This is a genomic window from Streptomyces filipinensis, assembly GCF_014649495.1.
GTDB lineage: Bacteria > Actinomycetota > Actinomycetes > Streptomycetales > Streptomycetaceae > Streptomyces > Streptomyces filipinensis.
In genome coordinates, this window is sequence record NZ_BMTD01000027.1 from 1 (window position 1) to 17,583 (window position 17,583).

General features: G+C 71.9%; 16 protein-coding genes. 8 read left to right on the forward strand and 8 right to left on the reverse strand.

Going from position 1 to position 17,583, the window contains the following annotated elements:
- From IE244_RS37220 to glgB, 3 genes are all read left to right on the forward strand, one after another.
- On the forward strand, positions 1-252 hold a 252-nt coding region (locus tag IE244_RS37220), incomplete at its 5' end, for an alpha-glucosidase C-terminal domain-containing protein (protein WP_191878009.1).
- Between the two features lie 89 nt (positions 253-341).
- Positions 342-1,715 carry a maltokinase N-terminal cap-like domain-containing protein gene (locus tag IE244_RS37225; protein WP_191878010.1) on the forward strand — a complete coding sequence of 458 codons (1,374 nt, stop codon included), beginning with the start codon at positions 342-344 and terminating at the stop codon, positions 1,713-1,715.
- Positions 1,716-1,731: 16 nt separating this feature from the next.
- Positions 1,732-3,954, forward strand: a complete 2,223-nt coding sequence (gene glgB / locus IE244_RS37230; protein WP_229854677.1) for a 1,4-alpha-glucan branching enzyme — start codon at positions 1,732-1,734, stop codon at positions 3,952-3,954.
- A 12-nt stretch (positions 3,955-3,966) separates the two neighbouring features.
- Here glgB and IE244_RS37235 read toward each other — a convergent pair whose 3' ends face one another.
- From IE244_RS37235 to IE244_RS37255, 5 genes are all read right to left on the reverse strand, one after another.
- On the reverse strand, positions 3,967-4,449 hold the full coding sequence (locus IE244_RS37235; RefSeq protein ID WP_191878011.1) for a CAP domain-containing protein: 483 nt from the start codon (positions 4,447-4,449) through the stop codon (positions 3,967-3,969).
- Between the two features lie 235 nt (positions 4,450-4,684).
- A complete protein-coding gene (locus tag IE244_RS37240) occupies positions 4,685-6,949 on the reverse strand; it encodes a HelD family protein (protein WP_229854678.1) in 2,265 nt (754 codons plus the stop codon).
- A gap of 153 nt (positions 6,950-7,102) precedes the next feature.
- A complete protein-coding gene (gene trxA, locus IE244_RS37245) occupies positions 7,103-7,435 on the reverse strand; it encodes a thioredoxin (RefSeq protein ID WP_031171785.1) in 333 nt (110 codons plus the stop codon).
- A complete protein-coding gene (locus tag IE244_RS37250; RefSeq protein ID WP_031171787.1) occupies positions 7,432-7,860 on the reverse strand; it encodes a MerR family transcriptional regulator in 429 nt (142 codons plus the stop codon). The genes trxA and IE244_RS37250 overlap by 4 nt, the downstream gene beginning before the upstream one ends.
- A 29-nt stretch (positions 7,861-7,889) precedes the next feature.
- Positions 7,890-8,429: an Lrp/AsnC family transcriptional regulator gene (locus IE244_RS37255; RefSeq protein WP_191878012.1), complete on the reverse strand. Its 540-nt coding sequence runs from the start codon at positions 8,427-8,429 to the stop codon at positions 7,890-7,892.
- A 45-nt stretch (positions 8,430-8,474) separates the two neighbouring features.
- On the opposite strand from IE244_RS37255, the gene IE244_RS37260 reads away from it, so the two are divergent.
- Both IE244_RS37260 and IE244_RS37265 read left to right on the forward strand, forming a co-directional pair.
- Positions 8,475-9,383, forward strand: a complete 909-nt coding sequence (locus IE244_RS37260; protein WP_191878013.1) for an NAD-dependent epimerase/dehydratase family protein — start codon at positions 8,475-8,477, stop codon at positions 9,381-9,383.
- A 1-nt stretch (position 9,384) separates the two neighbouring features.
- Positions 9,385-10,278 carry an aldo/keto reductase gene (locus tag IE244_RS37265; RefSeq protein ID WP_191878014.1) on the forward strand — a complete coding sequence of 298 codons (894 nt, stop codon included), beginning with the start codon at positions 9,385-9,387 and terminating at the stop codon, positions 10,276-10,278.
- 21 nt (positions 10,279-10,299) lie between these two features.
- Here the strand turns inward: IE244_RS37265 and IE244_RS37270 are convergent, their stop codons facing one another.
- On the reverse strand, positions 10,300-11,064 hold the full coding sequence (locus tag IE244_RS37270) for a DUF2127 domain-containing protein (RefSeq protein WP_191878015.1): 765 nt from the start codon (positions 11,062-11,064) through the stop codon (positions 10,300-10,302).
- 112 nt (positions 11,065-11,176) lie between these two features.
- Complete coding sequence (locus tag IE244_RS37275) at positions 11,177-12,850, reverse strand: MFS transporter (RefSeq protein WP_191878016.1); 1,674 nt, start codon at positions 12,848-12,850, stop codon at positions 11,177-11,179.
- 132 nt (positions 12,851-12,982) lie between these two features.
- Between IE244_RS37275 and IE244_RS37280 the strand changes: the two genes are divergently transcribed.
- Positions 12,983-13,600, forward strand: coding sequence for a TetR/AcrR family transcriptional regulator (locus IE244_RS37280; RefSeq protein WP_191878017.1), 618 nt, complete (start codon positions 12,983-12,985; stop codon positions 13,598-13,600).
- 116 nt (positions 13,601-13,716) lie between these two features.
- On the opposite strand, the gene IE244_RS37285 is transcribed toward IE244_RS37280, so the two are convergent.
- On the reverse strand, positions 13,717-15,105 hold the full coding sequence (locus IE244_RS37285; RefSeq protein WP_191878018.1) for a cation:dicarboxylate symporter family transporter: 1,389 nt from the start codon (positions 15,103-15,105) through the stop codon (positions 13,717-13,719).
- A gap of 154 nt (positions 15,106-15,259) precedes the next feature.
- On the opposite strand from IE244_RS37285, the gene IE244_RS37290 reads away from it, so the two are divergent.
- On the forward strand, positions 15,260-16,891 hold the full coding sequence (locus IE244_RS37290; protein WP_191878019.1) for an ATP-binding protein: 1,632 nt from the start codon (positions 15,260-15,262) through the stop codon (positions 16,889-16,891).
- Entirely contained in the window at positions 16,888-17,580 is a 693-nt protein-coding gene (locus tag IE244_RS37295; RefSeq protein WP_191878020.1) for a response regulator, read from the forward strand. The genes IE244_RS37290 and IE244_RS37295 overlap by 4 nt, the downstream gene beginning before the upstream one ends.
- Positions 17,581-17,583 lie beyond the last annotated feature (3 nt).

Here is a 17,583-nt window from a genome sequence, read left to right on the forward strand (position 1 = left end):
AACGAGCTGCAGTCCTCCAACCCGGCGGTGCTCGCCTTCCTGCGCGAGTTCGAGGACGACCTGGTGCTGTGCGTCCACAACTTCTCCCGCTTCGCGCAGCCCACGGAGCTGGACCTGAGCCGGTTCGGCGGGCGGCACCCGGTCGAACTGTTCGGCGGGGTCCGCTTCCCGGCGATCGGCGAGCTGCCGTACCTGCTCACCCTCGCGGGGCACGGCTTCTACTGGTTCCGGCTGCGCCGGGACGCGGCGTAAACCCTTGTGGTGGGGCGGTTTCCCCCGCCCCACCCGGGGCACGCAGAAGTGACACCCCCCTCGCGTTCCGGGGAAAGGACGTGACGCCCATGGCGGAAACGGTCACCTCTTCCGGCACCACCAGCTCCCTCCTCGCCTCGCTGGACCCCTTGTTGCGCGAGTGGCTGCCGAGGCAGCGCTGGTTCGCCGGCAAGGGCCGGCCGGTCACCGGGTTCACCCCCGTGGCCGCCACCGAACTGCTGCCACCCGCCAGTCGGCTGGGCCTGTACCACCTGCTCCTGCGCGTCCACCAGCCGTCCGCGCTGGGCGCCGAGCCCCATCCGGGCGACTGCTACCAGCTCCTCATAGGCGTGCGCGAGGCGCTGCCGCCCCGGCTGGCGCCCGCGCTGATCGGACATGTGGAGGACGGGCCGCTCGCCGGACGCACGGTGTACGAGGCCCTGTACGACCCCCGGCCCGCCGAGGTGCTGCTGGAGGCCCTGCGCACCCGCGCCCGCATCGACGGGCTGCGTTTCGAGCGGGACCCGGGCCAGGAGATCCGCGAGGGGCTCGTGGCCCGCCTGATGACCGCCGAGCAGTCCAACTCGTCGGTGGTCTACGGCGATACGTTCATCCTGAAGCTGCTGCGCCGGGTGGTGCCCGGCATCAACCCGGACCTGGAGATACCCCTGGCGCTGGCCCGCGAGGGATGCCCCCGGGTGCCGGCCCCGACCGCCTGGCTGCACGCCGAGCTGGGGACGGAGCCGTACGTCCTGGCGGTGCTGCAGCCCTTCGTCAGCGGGGCGAGCGACGGCTGGGAGCTGGCGCTGCGCGAGCTGGCCAAGGGCGAGGACTTCGCCGCCGAGGCGCGGGCGCTGGGCCGGGCCACGGCCGAGGTGCACACCGCGCTCGCCCGCGCCCTGCCGACGGTCACGCTGGGCCACACCCAGCTGCAGTCGCTGGTCGACGGGATGACCGAGCGGCTGGAGGCCGCCGTCCAGGCCGTGCCCGGCCTGCGGCCGTACGAGAGCGGGTTGCGCTCCGCCTACCAAGCGCTGGCCGGGCTCGCCACCGAGGGCCGCACCTGGACCGCCCAGCGCATCCACGGCGATCTGCACCTGGGCCAGTGTCTGCGCTCGGCCTCCGGCGACTGGTCACTGATCGACTTCGAGGGGGAGCCGGCCCGGCCGCCCGCCGAACGGCGCATGCCGCAGCCGCCGGTGCGGGACATCGCGGGGATGCTGCGCTCCTTCGACTACGCGGCCCACTCGGTGAGCCCGCCCGCGCCGGACTGGGCGCGCGGGTGCCGGGCCGCCTACTGCTCCGGGTACGCGGACGTGACCGGCCGCGACCCGCGCACCGACCCGGTGCTGCTGCGGGCCTTCGAGACCGACAAGGCGGTCTACGAGGTCGTCTACGAGGCCCGGCACCGCCCCGACTGGCTCCCCGTACCGCTCTCGGCGATCCGTCGCCTCGCCGCGTAGACCAGGAGGCTCGTCCGTGACGACCAAGAAGCCGGCCACGTTGAGGAACACCCCGGATGCCGCCGTCCGCCGCGCCGACCGCGAGCGGCTGCTGCAGGGCACCCACCACGACCCGCACGCCGTGCTCGGCGCGCACCCGGTGAAGAAGGGCGTCGTCTTCCGTGTCCTCAGGCCGTACGCGCGGTCCGTCACGGTCGTCGCCGGCGCACTGCGGGCCGAACTGCACGACGACGGCGACGGGTTCTTCTCGGGATCGCTGCCCCTCGCGGAGGTACCGGACTACCGGCTGCTGGTGGCGTACGAGGGCGGCGTCCTGGACACCGAGGATCCCTACCGCTTCCTGCCCGCCCTCGGCGAGCTGGACCTGCACCTGATCGGCGAGGGCCGGCACGAGCAGCTGTGGCGGGCGCTCGGCGCCCAGGTGACCACCCACCAGGGCGTCACCGGCACCCGGTTCGCGGTGTGGGCGCCCGACGCGCGCGGAGTGCGGGTCGCGGGCGGCTTCAACTGCTGGGACGCGACGGGCTTCCCGATGCGTTCACTGGGCTCGTCGGGGGTCTGGGAGCTGTTCGTGCCGGGGATCGGCGAGGGCGAGGTGTACAAGTTCGAGATCACCCGCCCGGACGGTTCGCGCACCCTGCGCGCCGATCCGCTGGCCCGCCGTACCGAGGTGCCGCCCGCCACCGCGTCCATCGTGCACGCCTCGCACCACGAGTGGGCCGACGCGGAGTGGATGGCGCACCGGGCCGACACGCCGGTGCACGAGGCGCCGTTCTCCGTCTACGAGGTCCATCTGCCCTCCTGGCGGCCCGGCCTGACGTACCGCCAGCTGGCGGAGCAACTGCCGGCGTACGTCCAGGAGATGGGCTTCACGCATGTCGAGCTGATGCCGGTCGCCGAGCACCCCTTCGGCGGCTCCTGGGGCTACCAGGTCACCGGCTTCTACGCACCGACGGCCCGGCTCGGCACCCCGGACGACTTCAAGTACCTGGTGGACAGGCTGCACCAGGCCGGCATCGGGGTGCTGATGGACTGGGTCCCGGCGCACTTCCCGCGCGACGACTGGGCGCTGGCCGAGTTCGACGGGCGCCCGCTGTACGAGCACCACGACCCGCTGCGGGCCGCGCATCCCGACTGGGGCACCCTGGAGTTCGACTTCGGGCGCCGCGAGGTGCGCAACTTCCTGGTCGCCAACGCCGTGTACTGGTGCGAGGAGTTCCACATCGACGGCCTGCGCGTGGACGCGGTCGCCTCGATGCTCTACCTCGACTACTCGCGCGAGCCCGGCCAGTGGACGCCGAACGAGCACGGCGGCCGGGAGAACCTGGACGCGGTGGCCTTCCTGCAGGAGATGAACGCCACGGTCTACCGGCGCTGCCCGGGCGTGGTCACCATCGCCGAGGAGTCGACGGCCTGGGACGGCGTCACCCGCCCGACCCACCACAAGGGCCCGAGCGGCTTCGGCGGGCTGGGCTTCGGCCTGAAGTGGAACATGGGCTGGATGCACGACTCGCTGCAGTACCTGGCCCACGAGCCGGTCCACCGCAGGTACCACCACCACGAGATGACCTTCTCGATGGTGTACGCCTACAGCGAGAACTACGTCCTGCCGATCTCCCACGACGAGGTCGTGCACGGCAAACGGTCGCTGGTGTCGAAGATGCCCGGTGACTGGTGGCAGCAGCGCGCGAACCACCGCGCCTATCTGGGCTTCATGTGGGCCCACCCCGGCAAGCAGCTGCTCTTCATGGGCCAGGAGTTCGCCCAGGGCGCCGAGTGGTCCGAGGCGCACGGCCCCGACTGGTGGCTGCTCGACCCCGCCTACGGTGCCGCGGCCGACCACCGGGGCGTACGGGATCTCGTCCGGGACCTGAACGGGGTGTACCGGGCGACCCCGGCCCTGTGGCAGCGGGACACCGACCCGGCGGGCTTCCAGTGGATCACCGGGGACGCGGCGGACGACAACGTCTTCGCCTTCCTGCGCCTGGACGCCGACGGCTCGCCGCTGCTCGCGGTCTCCCATCTGGCACCGGTGGTCCGCCACGACTACCGCCTGGGCGTCCCCGAGGACGTCCCGGCCTGGCTGGAGGTCCTGAACACCGACGCGGCCCGCTACGGCGGCGGGGACGTGGTCCATCCGGACCCGGTCAAACCGGAGCCACAGGGCGCGCACGGGCGCCCTGCGAGCATCCGGTTGACGCTGCCACCGCTGGCCACGGTGTGGCTGCGGCCGGCCTAGGGGCGGCCCCCCTCACCCGGGCGACGCGAAGACCTGGACGGCGTAGTCGCCGCTGACGGCGACGCCGGTGTCCTTGTACGAGCAGTTGAGGATGGCCTCGCGGTGGCCCTTCTGGCTGTTCATCCAACCGTCGACGATCGTCTTGGCGTCGGTGGTCCCCCAGGACATGTTCTCCGCCGACGGCCCCGCGTTGTAGCCGGCGTCCTTGATGCGCTGGGTGTAGCTGGAGCCGTCGGAACCGGTGTGGCTGGTCAGGTGGTTCTTGCTCGCGTCGTCCGCGAACGTCTGCGCGGCCTTGGTCAGCTGCGCGTTCTCGTGCAGGGCGGGGCAGTTGGCCTTGGCCCGCTCGGCGTTGACCAGTTGCAGGATCTCGCCGGGCGAGGCGGCGGGGGCGAGGTTCACCGCGGCCCCGGCGCCGGCCGCTCCGGTGAGCAGCAGGGGAGCCGCACAGACGGTGGCGCACAGACGGCGCATGAGTGTGGTCGTGATCCGCATGGGAATCCCTTCGTTCGGGAAGTAGCGGCGAGAATGCCCCCCGGAACTCCGTGAGGTGCGTGAAGGGTTCGCGCACGGGCGCGGACACTGCGAGCGAGCGCCCGGAGAACCCTGGGGCACCGGCGGTTCGGTGCCCGGCGCGCCTGCGCTCGCACCTCTCCACCGTACGCCCGTCCCGGTGGGCTCACGAGTCAGGCGGCCGGGGCACCCTCTGTCGCCTCCCGCTGACCGCGCGTTACCCGAAGGCCCCGGCCAGTGCCTTCGGCAATTCCCCCGTGTGCACCACACCCAGGCGCTGGGTGGCCCTGGTCAGGGCCACGTACAGGTCGCTGGTGCCGTACCGCCCCGGCTCGACCACCAGGACGGAGTCGAATTCGAGCCCCTTGGACTGGCGCGGATCGAGCAGGACGACCTTCCGCGTCAGGTCGGGTTCGGTACCCGCGGTGACGTCGTCCAGCCGGGCCGCCAGCCGGCGGTGCAGCTCACGCGGGGCGATCACCGCCAACCTGCCCTCCGCCGGGACCAGTTCGGCGACGGCCTCGGCCACCGCGCCGGGCAGGTCGTCGTGCGCCTGCCGCACCCAGGGCCGTACCCCGGTCGAACGGACCGAGCTGGGCGGCTCGAAGTCCGGGTGCTCGGCGCGGACCACGGCGGCTGCCAGCTCCATGATCTCGGACGGCGTGCGGTAGTTGACGCCTAGTCGGGTGTGCTCCCAGCGGTCCTCGACGTAGGGGGCGAGGATGTCCGACCAGGAGCCGACGCCCGCCGCCTCCGCGGTCTGGGCCGGGTCGCCGACCAGGGTCATCGAGCGGGTCGGGCTGCGCCGCATCAGCAGCCGCCAGGCCATCGGCGACAGCTCCTGCGCCTCGTCCACGATGATGTGCCCGAACGCCCAGGTCCGGTCGGCCGCGGCCCGCTCGGCGGCGCTGCGGTGGTCCGCCTCCTCGTGCCGCTCGGCGAACCGCTCCGCGTCGATGATGTCGTGGGCCGACAGCACTTCGGACGCGTCGGGATCGCTGTCCTCCTTGTCCTCGAACTCGTAGGTCCGGGAGGCGTAGGAGACGTCCAGGACGCCCTGCGCGTAGGCCACCTGGGTCTCGCGCTCGCGCTCGGCGCGGGCCCGCGCCCACCGGTCGTCCTCGCCGAGGAGTTCGGCCGCCTCGTCGAGCAGCGGGACGTCCGCCACGGTCCAGGCGCGGGTCACCGGGCGCCGGACGGCGGCCGCGTCCTCGTCGCTCAGATATCCCTCCGGCTCCGCGAGGAAGTCGGCGACCAGTCGCTGCGGGGTGATCCGCGGCCACAGCCGGTCGACGGCGGACCAGACCTCGGGGTTCTCGGCGAGTTCGTCGCGGATCTGGGTGATGTCGGAGGCGTCGAGCATGCTGCTGCCGTCGTACGGGTCGGTGCCCACGCGCTCGGCGTACAGCTCGGTGAGGGTGTTGAGGATGTGGCCCTCGAAGTACTCGCGGGCCGCGTTGTGCGGCAGCCGCGCCGCACGGGTGCGCTCGCGGGCGACGCTCACCAGGCCGTCGTCCAGCATGAGCACCTCGCGGTCGTGCTCGACCGTGATGACCGGGTCGGGCAGGGCCTGCCGGTCGCGTACGACGGCCGCCAGCACGTCCGCCATGTCGGCGCGGCCCTTCACGGCGGCCGCCTCGGGGGTGTCGGTGGCGCTCGCCCTCACCCCGGGGAACAGCTCACCGACCGTGGCCAGCAGCACGCCGGTCTCCCCGAGGGAGGGCAGCACCTCGCCGATGTAGCCGAGGAAGGCGGGATTGGGGCCGACGATGAGCACGGCCCGGCGGGCCAGCAGCTCCCGGTGTTCGTAGAGGAGATAGGCCGCCCGGTGCAGCGCGACCGCCGTCTTGCCGGTGCCCGGTCCGCCCTCGACCACCAGCACACCGCGGTACGGCGCCCGGATGATCTCGTCCTGCTCGGCCTGGATGGTCTGCACGATGTCGCTCATGCGGCCGGTGCGCGCCGAGTTCAGCGCGGCCAGCAGTACGGCGTCGGCGTCGTGGTCCTCGTAGCCGGTGCGGGTGGCGTCGCCGAGGTCGAGGATCTCGTCGTGCAGGGAGGTCACGGTCCGGCCCTGGGTGGTGATGTGCCGGCGGCGGCGCAGGCCCATCGGGGTGTGCCCGGTGGCCAGGTAGAAGGGGCGGGCGACGTCGGCCCGCCAGTCGATGAGGACCGGGGTGCGCTCGGCGTCGTCCTCGCGCAGCCCGATCCGGCCGATGTGGCGGGCGGGGCCGCCGGCCGGGTCGATCCGGCCGAAGCAGAGCGAGCCGTCGACGGCGTCCAGGGCCGCCAGCAGCCCCGAGCGCTCGGCGACCAGGATGTCCCGTTCGAGCCGGGCCTGCATGGGCTTGTCGCCCTGGGCGAGCGCGTCCGCGACCGACGTCTCGGCCGCGCCGCGCAGCACGTCCACGCGCGCGTACAGTCCGTCGATGAATTGCTGCTCGTTCCGCAATTCGTCGTCTGGAAATTCGGTGTTCGCCACGTCGCTGTTTGACAATTCCACTCCCGCCCGGATACACTGTGCACAGTGAACTTCCCGCGACCAATTTGAAAATGAAGTCGCGAACCACTGAATATATGCACAGAAATCCCCCGAGCGCAATTGCTCAGGGGATTTTTCCGTACCGGGACCGCTTTACAGCACGTCGGCCAGCTCCTCCAGCAGCCGCCGCTTGGGCCGCGCGCCCACCATCGACCGCACCGGCTCACCGGCCCGGAAGACCATCAGGGTCGGCGTGGACAGCACGCCGTAGGCGATGGTCGTCTGCGGATTGCGGTCCACGTCGAGCTGTACGACCTTCAGCCGGTCGCCCTCCTCGAAGGCGATGTCCTTCAGCACCGGCGCGAGCTGCCGGCACGGCCCGCACCAGTCGGCCGTGAACTGCACCAGCACGGGCAGGTCCGATCCCTTCACCTCCGCCTCGAAATCCGCGTCCGTCACCTCGGCCAGTCCGCTCACCAAGCTCATCGCGAAAGCCCTCCCAGCTCGCACCCGGGTTCCGGGCCACCCGGAACCAGCGCCTCGGCGGCCAGCGCGTCGCGGGCCGACTCCGCCCGCCGCAGCTGCCCGGCGACCGTCTCCCGCACCGCCGACAGCTGCCCGATGAGCGCGTCCAGCTCGTCCAGCTTGCGCCGGTAGACCGCGAGCGAGGCCGGGCAGGAGTCGCCCTCCGGGTGCCCGGAGCGCAGGCACTCCACGAAGGGCCGCGTCTCCTCCAGCTCGAACCCGAAGTCCCGCAGCGTGCGGATCTGGTCCAGCAGCCGGAGGTCGGCCTCGTCGTACGTGCGGTGTCCGTTGCCGTCCCGCCGGGCCGGCAGCAGCCCGCGTGCCTCGTAGTAGCGCAGGGCGCGGGTGGTGGTCCCGGCCCGTGCGGCCAGCTCGCCGATTCGCATGTCTACGACCGTAGGGGTTGACGTCGGCGTCAGGGCAAGCGGTGGTCCTCGCCCCGGGCCGGAGGCAGCAGCGGCTTCCGGCGCACCGGTGAGGACAGCACGACCGACGTCGTGGTCCGGCCCAGCGCCGAGGTCTGCTCCAGGATCTCCTCCAGGTGGACGGTGTCGGTGACGGCGACCTTGAGGATCCAGCAGTCCTCGCCCACCACGTGGTGGACCTCGATGATCTCCGGGCGGCCGGTCAGCTCCAGGGTCCTCGGGTGCTTGAGGGTGTAGCCGCCGTGCGGGTTCACCCGGATGAAGGCCTGGATGCCGTAGCCGAGCCGGGCCGGCACGACCTGGGCGCCGTAGCCCTCGACCACGCCGGCCGCCTCCAGCCGGCGCACCCGCTCGGCCACGGCCGCCGGGCTCAGACTGACCCGCCGGCCCAGTTCGCTGAGCTTGATCCGCCCGTCGGTCTGGAGCAGTCCGAGAATCCGCCGGTCCACCCCGTCGAGGGCGACCGGTGTTTCCACGGCGCCGGCGCGCGGACGGCGCTGTTCTTTCGGCGAGGTCGCCTGATCTCCCATGTCTCCCCCTTCAGAGCGGCCCGTCCGGCCCGGAAAATTATGATCATGACAGAGGCACGCGAGGTACTGGTCATCGGCGGCAACCGCTACTTCGGCAAGCGGCTGATCGCGCGACTGCTGACGGCCGGCGACCGGGTCACGGTCCTGAACCGGGGATCTTCGGCGCCGCCGCCGGGCGCGGAGCATCTGGTGGCCGACCGCGACGACGAGAAGGCGCTGAGCGACGCGATCGGCAGCCGCACCTTCGACGTCGTCATCGACCAGGTCTGCTACACCCCGCGCCAGGCGATGACCGCACGCCGGGTCTTCGCGGGCCGCACCGGACGCTATGTGATGACGTCGACGGTGGAGGTGTACGAGCGCGAGGACTCGGCGGTGCCGGTGCCGGAGAGCGCGGTCGATCCGCGTACGGTCGCCGTGGACCTGGAACTGCCCTGGGAGGAGCCGGAGTTCGCCGAGGCGCACTACGGCGAGGGCAAGCGGCAGGCCGAGGCGGTGTTCACGGGCTCCGGCCTCCCGTTCGTGTCGGTGCGCGTCGCCCATGTGCTGGGCGGCGACGACGACTTCACCGGCCGGCTGGAGCACTACGCCCACCGCGTGCGCACCGGCGCGCCCATCGCCGTGCCGCCGGTCGCGCACCCGGCCACGTACATCCACGTCGAGGAGATCGCCGACTTCCTGTTCTGGGCGGCCGGGGCGGACTTCACGGGCCCGGTGAACGCCGCCTCCGACGGTCTGCTCACCCTGGACGAGCTGTGCGCCGCGGTGGCGGCACACCTGCCCGGGGGCGAGGTGCGCATCGAGGTGACCGGGTCCGGCGAGCTCTCCCCCTTCGCCTTCCGCCGCCGTTACGCCATGGACAACTCCCGGGCCGCGGGGCTCGGTTTCCCCTTCGACGACGTACGGCAGTGGCTGCCGAAGGCCGTGGCCGAGACCCTGGGAAAGGACGCCTGAGGTGCGGTACCGCGACATCGGTGATCTGAAGGTGAGCGCGGTGGGGCTCGGTGCCATGCCGCTGTCGATCGAGGGCCGGCCGGACGAGGCCCGCGCCCTCGCCACCGTCCACGCGGCGCTGGACGCGGGCGTGACCCTGCTGGACACCGCTGACTCCTACCACCTGCCGGGCCAGGAGCCCGGCCACAACGAACTCCTCCTCGCCCGCGCCCTCGCGACCTACGGCGGCGACACCGACGGTGTGCTGCTGGCCACCAAGGGCGGCCGGGGCCGTCCGGCCGACGGCAGCTGGACGACGACGGGCACGCCCCGGCACCTCAGGTCGGCCGCGGAGGCCTCCCTGAAGCGGCTCGGCGTCGAGGCGATCGGCCTCTACCAGCTGCACCGGCCCGACCCCGCCGTCCCGTTCGAGGAGTCGGTCGGCGCCCTGCGCGACCTGCTCGACGAGGGCAAGATCCGCCTGGCCGGTCTGTCGAACGTGACCGCCGACCAGATCCTGCGGGCCCGTAGCGTCCTCGGCGACCGCCTGGTCTCCGTACAGAACCGCTACTCCCCCGACGTCCGTGACAGCGAGCCCGAGCTGCGGCTGTGCGCGGAACTCGGCCTGGCGTTCCTGCCCTGGAGTCCTCTCGGCGGAATCTCCCGCAGCTCCCTGGACGGCCCGTCGCGGCAGGTCACCGGTGCGCGCCACCGCGCCTTCCACGAGCTGGCCCGGGAGCGCGGGGTCAGTCCCCAGCAGGTGTGTCTGGCCTGGCTGCTGTCGCTCTCCCCGACCGTCGTCCCCATCCCGGGCGCGAGCCGTCCGCAGACGATCCAGGACTCGGCGGGGGCCGCCGAGCTGGTGCTGACGCGGGAGGAGCTGACCCGGCTGACGGAGTCCGCGCGGGCCCGCTGAGGGCCGGGTCCCCGGCGCGGGTCAGACGGACAGCCCGGCCGACTCCTCGACCTCCATCAGGGAGGCGCTGTGCCGCTCCTCCTCGAACTTGCGGCGGCCGCCGCGCAGCCCGAACAGACGCTTGGCCAGGGCGATGTAGAGGACCGCGAGGATGTTGAGGACCAGCGTGGCGATCTTCAGATAGCTCACCTTCTCCGTGAGTTCGTAGATCTCCAGCGGGAGGAAGGCGGCGGTGGCGACGACCGTCAGGTACTCCGCCCAGCGCTTGGCGTACCAGAGGCCGACCGCTTCGACCAGCTCGATCACGGCGTAGGCGAGCAGCAGGGCGGCGACCAGGAGCAGGGTGGAGTGCTTGTAGCCGAACGCCTTCTGGATGGAGCCGACGACCGGCGAGTGGTCCAGGTCGTAGTGGAAGTGCCTGAACACGGGGCGGAAGACGTCCAGGTTCTCGTTGAACAGCCGGCGCACCGCGTCCTGGCTGTTGCTGAACTTCCACACCGCCACCGCGACCAGCACGATGAACACCCCGCGCACGGCCCGCTCGATCGCCAGGAAGCGGAGGATGAACAGGTCCCGCAGCACCTTGCCGCGCGGCACCAGCGGGGCGTCGGCGGCCGGTCCCGAGCCGTGCGGCTCGCCCAGTACGAAGTCCCCGCAGCGCAGGCAGCGCCACACGTCCCCGAGCGCGGTCTCGGCGCGCAACCGGATCCGCAGCCGGGGGTCGTCGGGCGCGTAGGTCACATGGCCCTTGCGCGCGCAGGTCCGCCGGTCCCAGTCGATCTTCATCCCCCGTGCCTCCGTTACACGTACTGGTTCGTCACACGTACGGACGCCCCGCACGAACGTGCCGTTCCGGTTGGTCCGGGACGGCACGTTAGTGGATGGGAGCGGGCGGAGATCAGTTGGCTCCGGCTTTCGCCAGTTCCTTCTCCTCCTTCTTCACCTCCGCCGCGACGGCCTCACGGCGCGGCAGCAGGAAGCCCACGAGGACCGTGCCGATGCCGAGGACCACCGCACCGACCAGGCTGGTGTGGGCGACGGCGTCGGAGAAGGAGGAGCCGACCGCGTCGGCCATCTGCCGGGCGCCGGCGGCGAGTTCGCCGGCCTGCTGCTTGAGCTGGGCCGCCTGCTGCGGGTCGCTGGTGTGCGCCGCCTTCGCCGCCAGCTGCTGCGCCTTGTCGCCGATGCCCTGGGCGACGGCGTATCCGGCGCCGACGGAGTCCTGCGCGGTGTCCAGGGCGCTCGCCGGGAGCTTGCTGCCGGCGGTGGCGTCGGAGAGGTGGTTGCCGTACGACGTGGCGAGCAGCGAGCCGAGGATGGCGATGCCGAGCGAGCCGCCGAGTTCCAGCGAGGTGTCGTTGACCGCGCCGCCGACGCCCAGCTCGGACTCGGGGAAGGCGCCCATGATGGCGTCGGTGCAGGGCGAGAGGGCGAGGCCGATGGCCAGGCCGAGGATGATCAGGGGGGCCACGAAGTCGGTGTACGTCGAGCCCGCGTCGACCCGGGTCAGCAGTGCCAGCGCCGTGGTGCCGCCGACCATGCCCGCGGTCACGGTGATCTTCATGCCGATGCGCGGGGTGAGGAAGCCGGTCAGGGCCGAGCCGACGAAGACCGCGCCGGCCAGCGGGAGCATCCGTACGCCGGTCTGCAGGGCGTCGTAGCCGAGGACGAACTGCAGGTGCTGGGTGAGGTAGTAGAAGGCGCCGAAGACGGCCAGGAAGAACAGGGCGACGGCGAGGTTGGAGCCGGCGAAGCGGCGGTGCGCGAAGCGGCGGACGTCCAGGATCGGGCGGGGGTGGCGCAGCTCCCAGACGACGAAGGCGACCAGGCCGACGCCCGCGACCACGGCCGCCGTGACCGCCTTGACGCCCCAGCCGAAGTGCGGGCCTTCGATGATCATGTAGACGAGCGAGCCGGTCCAGATCACCGACAGCAGTCCGCCGACGTAGTCGATGCGGTCGTGGTGGCCGGCCCTGGACGGCGGGATGAGCACGAAGGCGGCGACGATCGCGACGGCCGCGATGGGCACGTTGATCAGGAAGGTCGAGGACCAGCCGTGGTCGCGCAGCAGGGCTCCGGCGACGACCGGTCCGGCGGCGATGGCGAGCCCGGCGGTGGCGGTCCACAGGACGATCGCCTTGGCGCGCTCGGCGCGCGGGAAGGTCGCGGCCAGCAGGGAGAGCGTGGCGGGCATGATCAGCGCCGCGCCGACGCCCATCACGGCGCGGGCCGCGATGACGGTCGCCGCGCTGTCGGCGAGGTACCCGAAGACCGCGCCCGCGCCGAAGACGACCAGCCCGAGGACGAGCGCCCCGCGCCGGCTGTACTTGTCGCCGATCGCGCCGAGCAGCAGCATCAGCGCCGCGTAGGGGACGGTGTAGCCGTCGATCACCCACTGCAGGTCGGCGCTGGTCAGCCCGAGGTCCTTCGTCATGTCGGGCGCGGCGACCGTGAGGGCGGTGTTCGCCATCACGATGATCAGCAGGCTCAGGCACAGCACGAGCAGTGCCCACCAGCGCCGGGCGTAGGGGCGCTCCATCTTCTCGACCGGTTCGGTCATGACGAGTCGCATGGCAGGGGTCGCCTTCCTCGGATACGCGACGGTACGTACAGTCCAGAATTTGCACAGTGGCGTGCAATTGCACAACCATGTGCAATGTACGCCGTTGCACAGTGCCGTGCAACTCGCGAGAGGACGTGCAGAATGACTGCCATGACCACGGGTAACCCCAGCCGCGCCGACGCCAACCGGCGCCGCATCCTCGACGTCGCCCTCGCCGAACTGCTGCGCGACCCCGACGCCTCCATGGACCAGATCGCGCGCGCGGCCGGAGTCGTGCGCCGGACGGTGTACGGCCACTTCCCCAGCCGCGAGGCCCTGATCAGCACCCTCGTCGACGAGGCGGTGCAGGCCCTGACGGACGCGGACACGACGGTGCGTGAGGGGGTGACGGACCCGGCGGAGGCGGTGGCCCGGTCGGTCCTCGCGATCTGGGCGATCGCCGACCGCTACCGCCTGCTGATCGCACTCGCCCAGCGCACGGTCACCGTCCAGGGCATCCGCGAACGCCTCGCCCCGCTGCGTGCCAACAAGGTGCGGCTGCTCCAACAGGGCCTGGACGAAGGTGCGTTCAGCTCCCCGCTGCCGGCGCAGGCGCTGGCGTACGTGCACGAGCAGATGCTCTTCGCCGTGATGGAGGCGGTGAACGACGGTCTGGTCACAGCACAGGAGGCGGGCCGCTCGGCCACGGTCACGGTCCTGACCGCGGCGGGCGTGCCCGCCTCGCTGGCCACCGCGCTGGTGGCCAGGGTGAGTGCGTAGACGAAGGAGGAGCCGGGCGGCCGAGGTACGGGGGAGACCCGGCCGCCCGGCCGTGGATCCCGGACGCCCGGCCCGGGTTCAGGCGGGGCCGGACGTCCGGAGTTCTTCCGGGTGGATCAGGCCTTGGCCAGCTCCTTCTCCCCGTCCTCGCGGGCCTCGGGGACCTCGGCGACCGTCCGCTGGTTCTCGTCCAGCAGCGTGGTCTCGTCGAACGGCAGCTCACCGGCCAGCACCTGCCGCACGCGCACCTTGTCGATCTCCTTGGTCCAGGTGCCCACGAGCACCGTGGCGACCGCGTTGCCCGCGAAGTTCGTCAGCGCCCGCGCCTCGCTCATGAACCGGTCGATGCCGACGATCAGACCGACCCCGTCGACCAGCGCCGGCTTGTGCGACTGCAGACCGCCGGCCAGGGTGGCCAGACCCGCCCCGCTGACCCCCGCCGCGCCCTTGGACGCCAGCAGCAGGAACAGCAGCAGCGGAATCTGCTCGCCCACCGACATCGGCGTACCCAGCGCGTCCGCGATGTACAGCGACGCCATGGTCATGTAGATCATCGTGCCGTCGAGGTTGAAGGAGTAACCGGTCGGCACGGTGATACCGACGACGGGCTTGCTGACGCCCAGGTGCTCCATCTTCGCGATCAGCCGCGGCAGCGCGGACTCGGAGGACGAGGTGGACAGGATCAGCAGGAACTCGCGCGCCAGGTACTTGAAGAGGAGGAAGATGTTGAGTCCGGCGACGATCCGCAGGATCGCGCCCAGCACCACGAAGACGAACAGCGCACAGGTGACGTAGAAGCCGAGCATCAGCACGGCGAGGCTCTTCAGCGCGTCGAGGCCGGCCGAACCCACCACCGCGGCGATGGCACCGAACGCGCCGACCGGCGCCGCCCACATGACCATCGACAGGATGCGGAAGACGAGCCGCTGGAGGTGCTCGACACCGCGCAGCACCGGCTGCCCGGCCGGGCCCATGGCCTGCAGCGCGAAGCCGGCGAGCAGGGCGATCAGCAGCGTCTGCAGGACCTGGCCCCCGGTGAAGGCGGAGACGAAGGTGGCCGGGATGATCGACAGCACGAAGTCGACGGGTCCGAGCGCCTTGCTGTCCACCTGGGCGTGACCGGTCTGCCTGATCGCGTCGGTCACGTGCAGCCCGTCACCCGGGTGGAGCACGTTACCGACGACGAGCCCGATGGCGAGCGCGACGAGCGACATCACGAGGAAGTAGCCGAGGGCGATACCGCCCACGGCACCGACCTTGGCGGCCTTGCGGACGGACCCGATACCGATCACGATCGTGCAGAAGATGATCGGCGAGATCATCATCTTGATCAGGTTCACAAAGCCGGCACCGAGCGGTTTCAGCTGCACCGCCGCGTCGGGCCAGATGAGGCCGACGGCGATGCCGAGCGCGACCGCCACGATGACGGCGATGTACAGGTAGTGGGTCCGGTCCCGCTTCACGCGGGGTGCGGCAGGTGCCGTGTCGGGGGTGCTGGCGGCCACGACTGCCCTCCTTGACGTCTTCGTCGGCGAACAACCGGCGTGCGGCTCACGTCCGGGCGTTACTGGGGAATGCCGTGACTATCTCCCGCCCTGTGAGGGCGGTCACCCTTCCGTTCATTTAGTTCACGCTTGACCGGAGAGGCACACTGCTGACATGCGCGTTCCCCGCCTCCCCCGACCCCGCAGCCTGGCGGGCCAGCTGTTCGCGATGCAGGCCGTGCTGATCGCGCTGGTCGTGGCGGGGTACGCGCTGTTCACCTACGTCAGCGACCAGGGGCAGGCCGAGGACGCGGCGGTGCGCCAGGTCACGGCGGTGGCCCGCTCGATCGCGGACGCCCCCTCGGTCCGCGCGGCGATCCACACCCCTGACCCCACGGCGGCCCTGGAGCCGTACGCGCTGCAGGTCATGCGGGACACGGACGTCGACTTCGTCACGATCATGAACACGGACGGGATCCGCTGGACCCACCCCGACCGCGCACAGATCGGCAAGCGCTTCCTCGGCCGCATCGGCCCCGCCGTGCACGGCCACACCTTCACCGAGACCTACACCGGCACGCTCGGCCCCTCCGTCCGCGCGGTGAGCCCGGTCGAGGAGAACGGTCGCGTCATCGGCCTGGTCAGCGCCGGCATCAAGGTGGAGGAGATCAGCGCCCGGGTCCAGGACCAGGTCACGGCCCTGCTCGGGGTGGCCGGCGGCACACTGCTGCTGGGCGCGGTCGGCACCTACGTCGTCAACGCCCGGTTGCGCCGGCACACCCACGGCATGAACGCCGCCGAGCTGAGCCACATGCACGACTACCACCAGGCGGCGCTGCACGCGGTGCGCGAGGGCCTGCTGATGCTGGACGGCCAGTACCGGGTGGCGCTGATCAACGACGGCGGCCGGGAACTGCTGGGCCTGACGGCCCCGGACACGGAGCTGATCGGCCGCTCGGTGGCCGAGCTGCGCCTGCCGGCCCCGCTGACCGGCGCGCTGCTGTCCTCCGAGCCCCGGGTGGACGAGGTGCATCTGACCGCGTCCCGGGTCCTGGTGGTGAACACCTCCCCGGTGTCGGGCGGAGAGCGCCGCGGCACGGTCGTCACCCTGCGGGACGTCACCGAACTCCAGTCCCTGATGGGCGAGTTGGACTCGGAGCGCGGCTTCACCCAGGCCCTGCGCTCGCAGGCGCACGAGGCCGCCAACCGCCTGCACACGGTGGTGTCGCTGATCGAGCTGGGCCGGGCCGAGGAGGCGGTGGAGTTCGCCACGGCGGAACTGGAGCTGGCCCAGGCCCTGACCGACCAGGTGGTGGCGGCGGTACGCGAACCCGTGCTGGCCGCGTTGCTGCTCGGCAAGACGGCCCAGGCCAACGAGCGGGGCGTGGAGCTCGTGGTGTCGCGGGACAGCCGCCTGGACGACGGGCTGCTCCCCGAGAGCCTGCCCGCCCGCGATCTGGTCACCATCCTCGGCAACCTGATCGACAACGCGGTGGACGCGGCGCAGGGCAGCGTCGGGGCCCGGGTGACGGTGACGGCGTACGCCTCGGACGCCGAGGTGGTCCTGCGGGTGTCCGATTCGGGCCCCGGGGTCGACCCGGCCCATGCCGACCTGGTATTCCAGCGGGGGTTCTCGACGAAGCCGGCCGGGCCCGGCGGCCGGGGCCTCGGGCTGGCCCTGGTCCGGCAGGCGGTGAGCCGCCACGAGGGCACGTTGACGGTGGCGGAGTCCGACGAGGACGGCGAGGGCGGAGCGGTGTTCGAGGTGCGGTTGCCGCTGAGGTCGGCGGTGGGGGACGGCAGATGACGCAGGTACAGCATCCGATCCGCGTCCTCGTGGTGGAGGACGACCCGGTCGCCGCCGACGCCCATGTGATGTACGTCGGCCGGGTGCCCGGGTTCGTCGCGGTGGGCCAGGCCCACACGGGCGCGGAGGCCCGCCGCGTCATGGACCGTACGGCCGTGGACCTGTTGCTGCTCGACCTGCACCTCCCCGATGTGCACGGCCTGCAGTTCGCCCGCTCGCTGCGGGCGGCGGGCCATCACGCGGACGTGATAGCGGTGACGTCGGCGCGTGATCTGGCGGTGGTCCGCGAGGGCGTCTCCCTCGGCGTCGTCCAGTACGTGCTCAAGCCGTTCACCTTCGCCACGCTCCGGGACCGCCTGGTCCGCTACGCCGAGTTCCACGCGGCGGTGGGCGAGGCCGGCGGCCAGGACGAGGTGGACCGGGCGCTGGCGGTGCTCCGCGCCCCGTCGCCCGCGGCACTGCCGAAGGGCTTGAGCGGGCCCACCCTGGAGCGGGTGACCGGTGCGCTGCGCGAGGCCGCGCAAGGGCTGACGGCCGCGGGCGTGGCCGAGGCGGTGGGCATCTCCCGGATCACCGCCCGCCGCTATCTGGAACACCTGGTGGACGCGGGGCGGGCCGGCCGCAGCCCGTTGTACGGACAGGTGGGCAGGCCCGAGTTGGTGTACCGGTGGGTCTCGCAGGGGCGGTGAGGA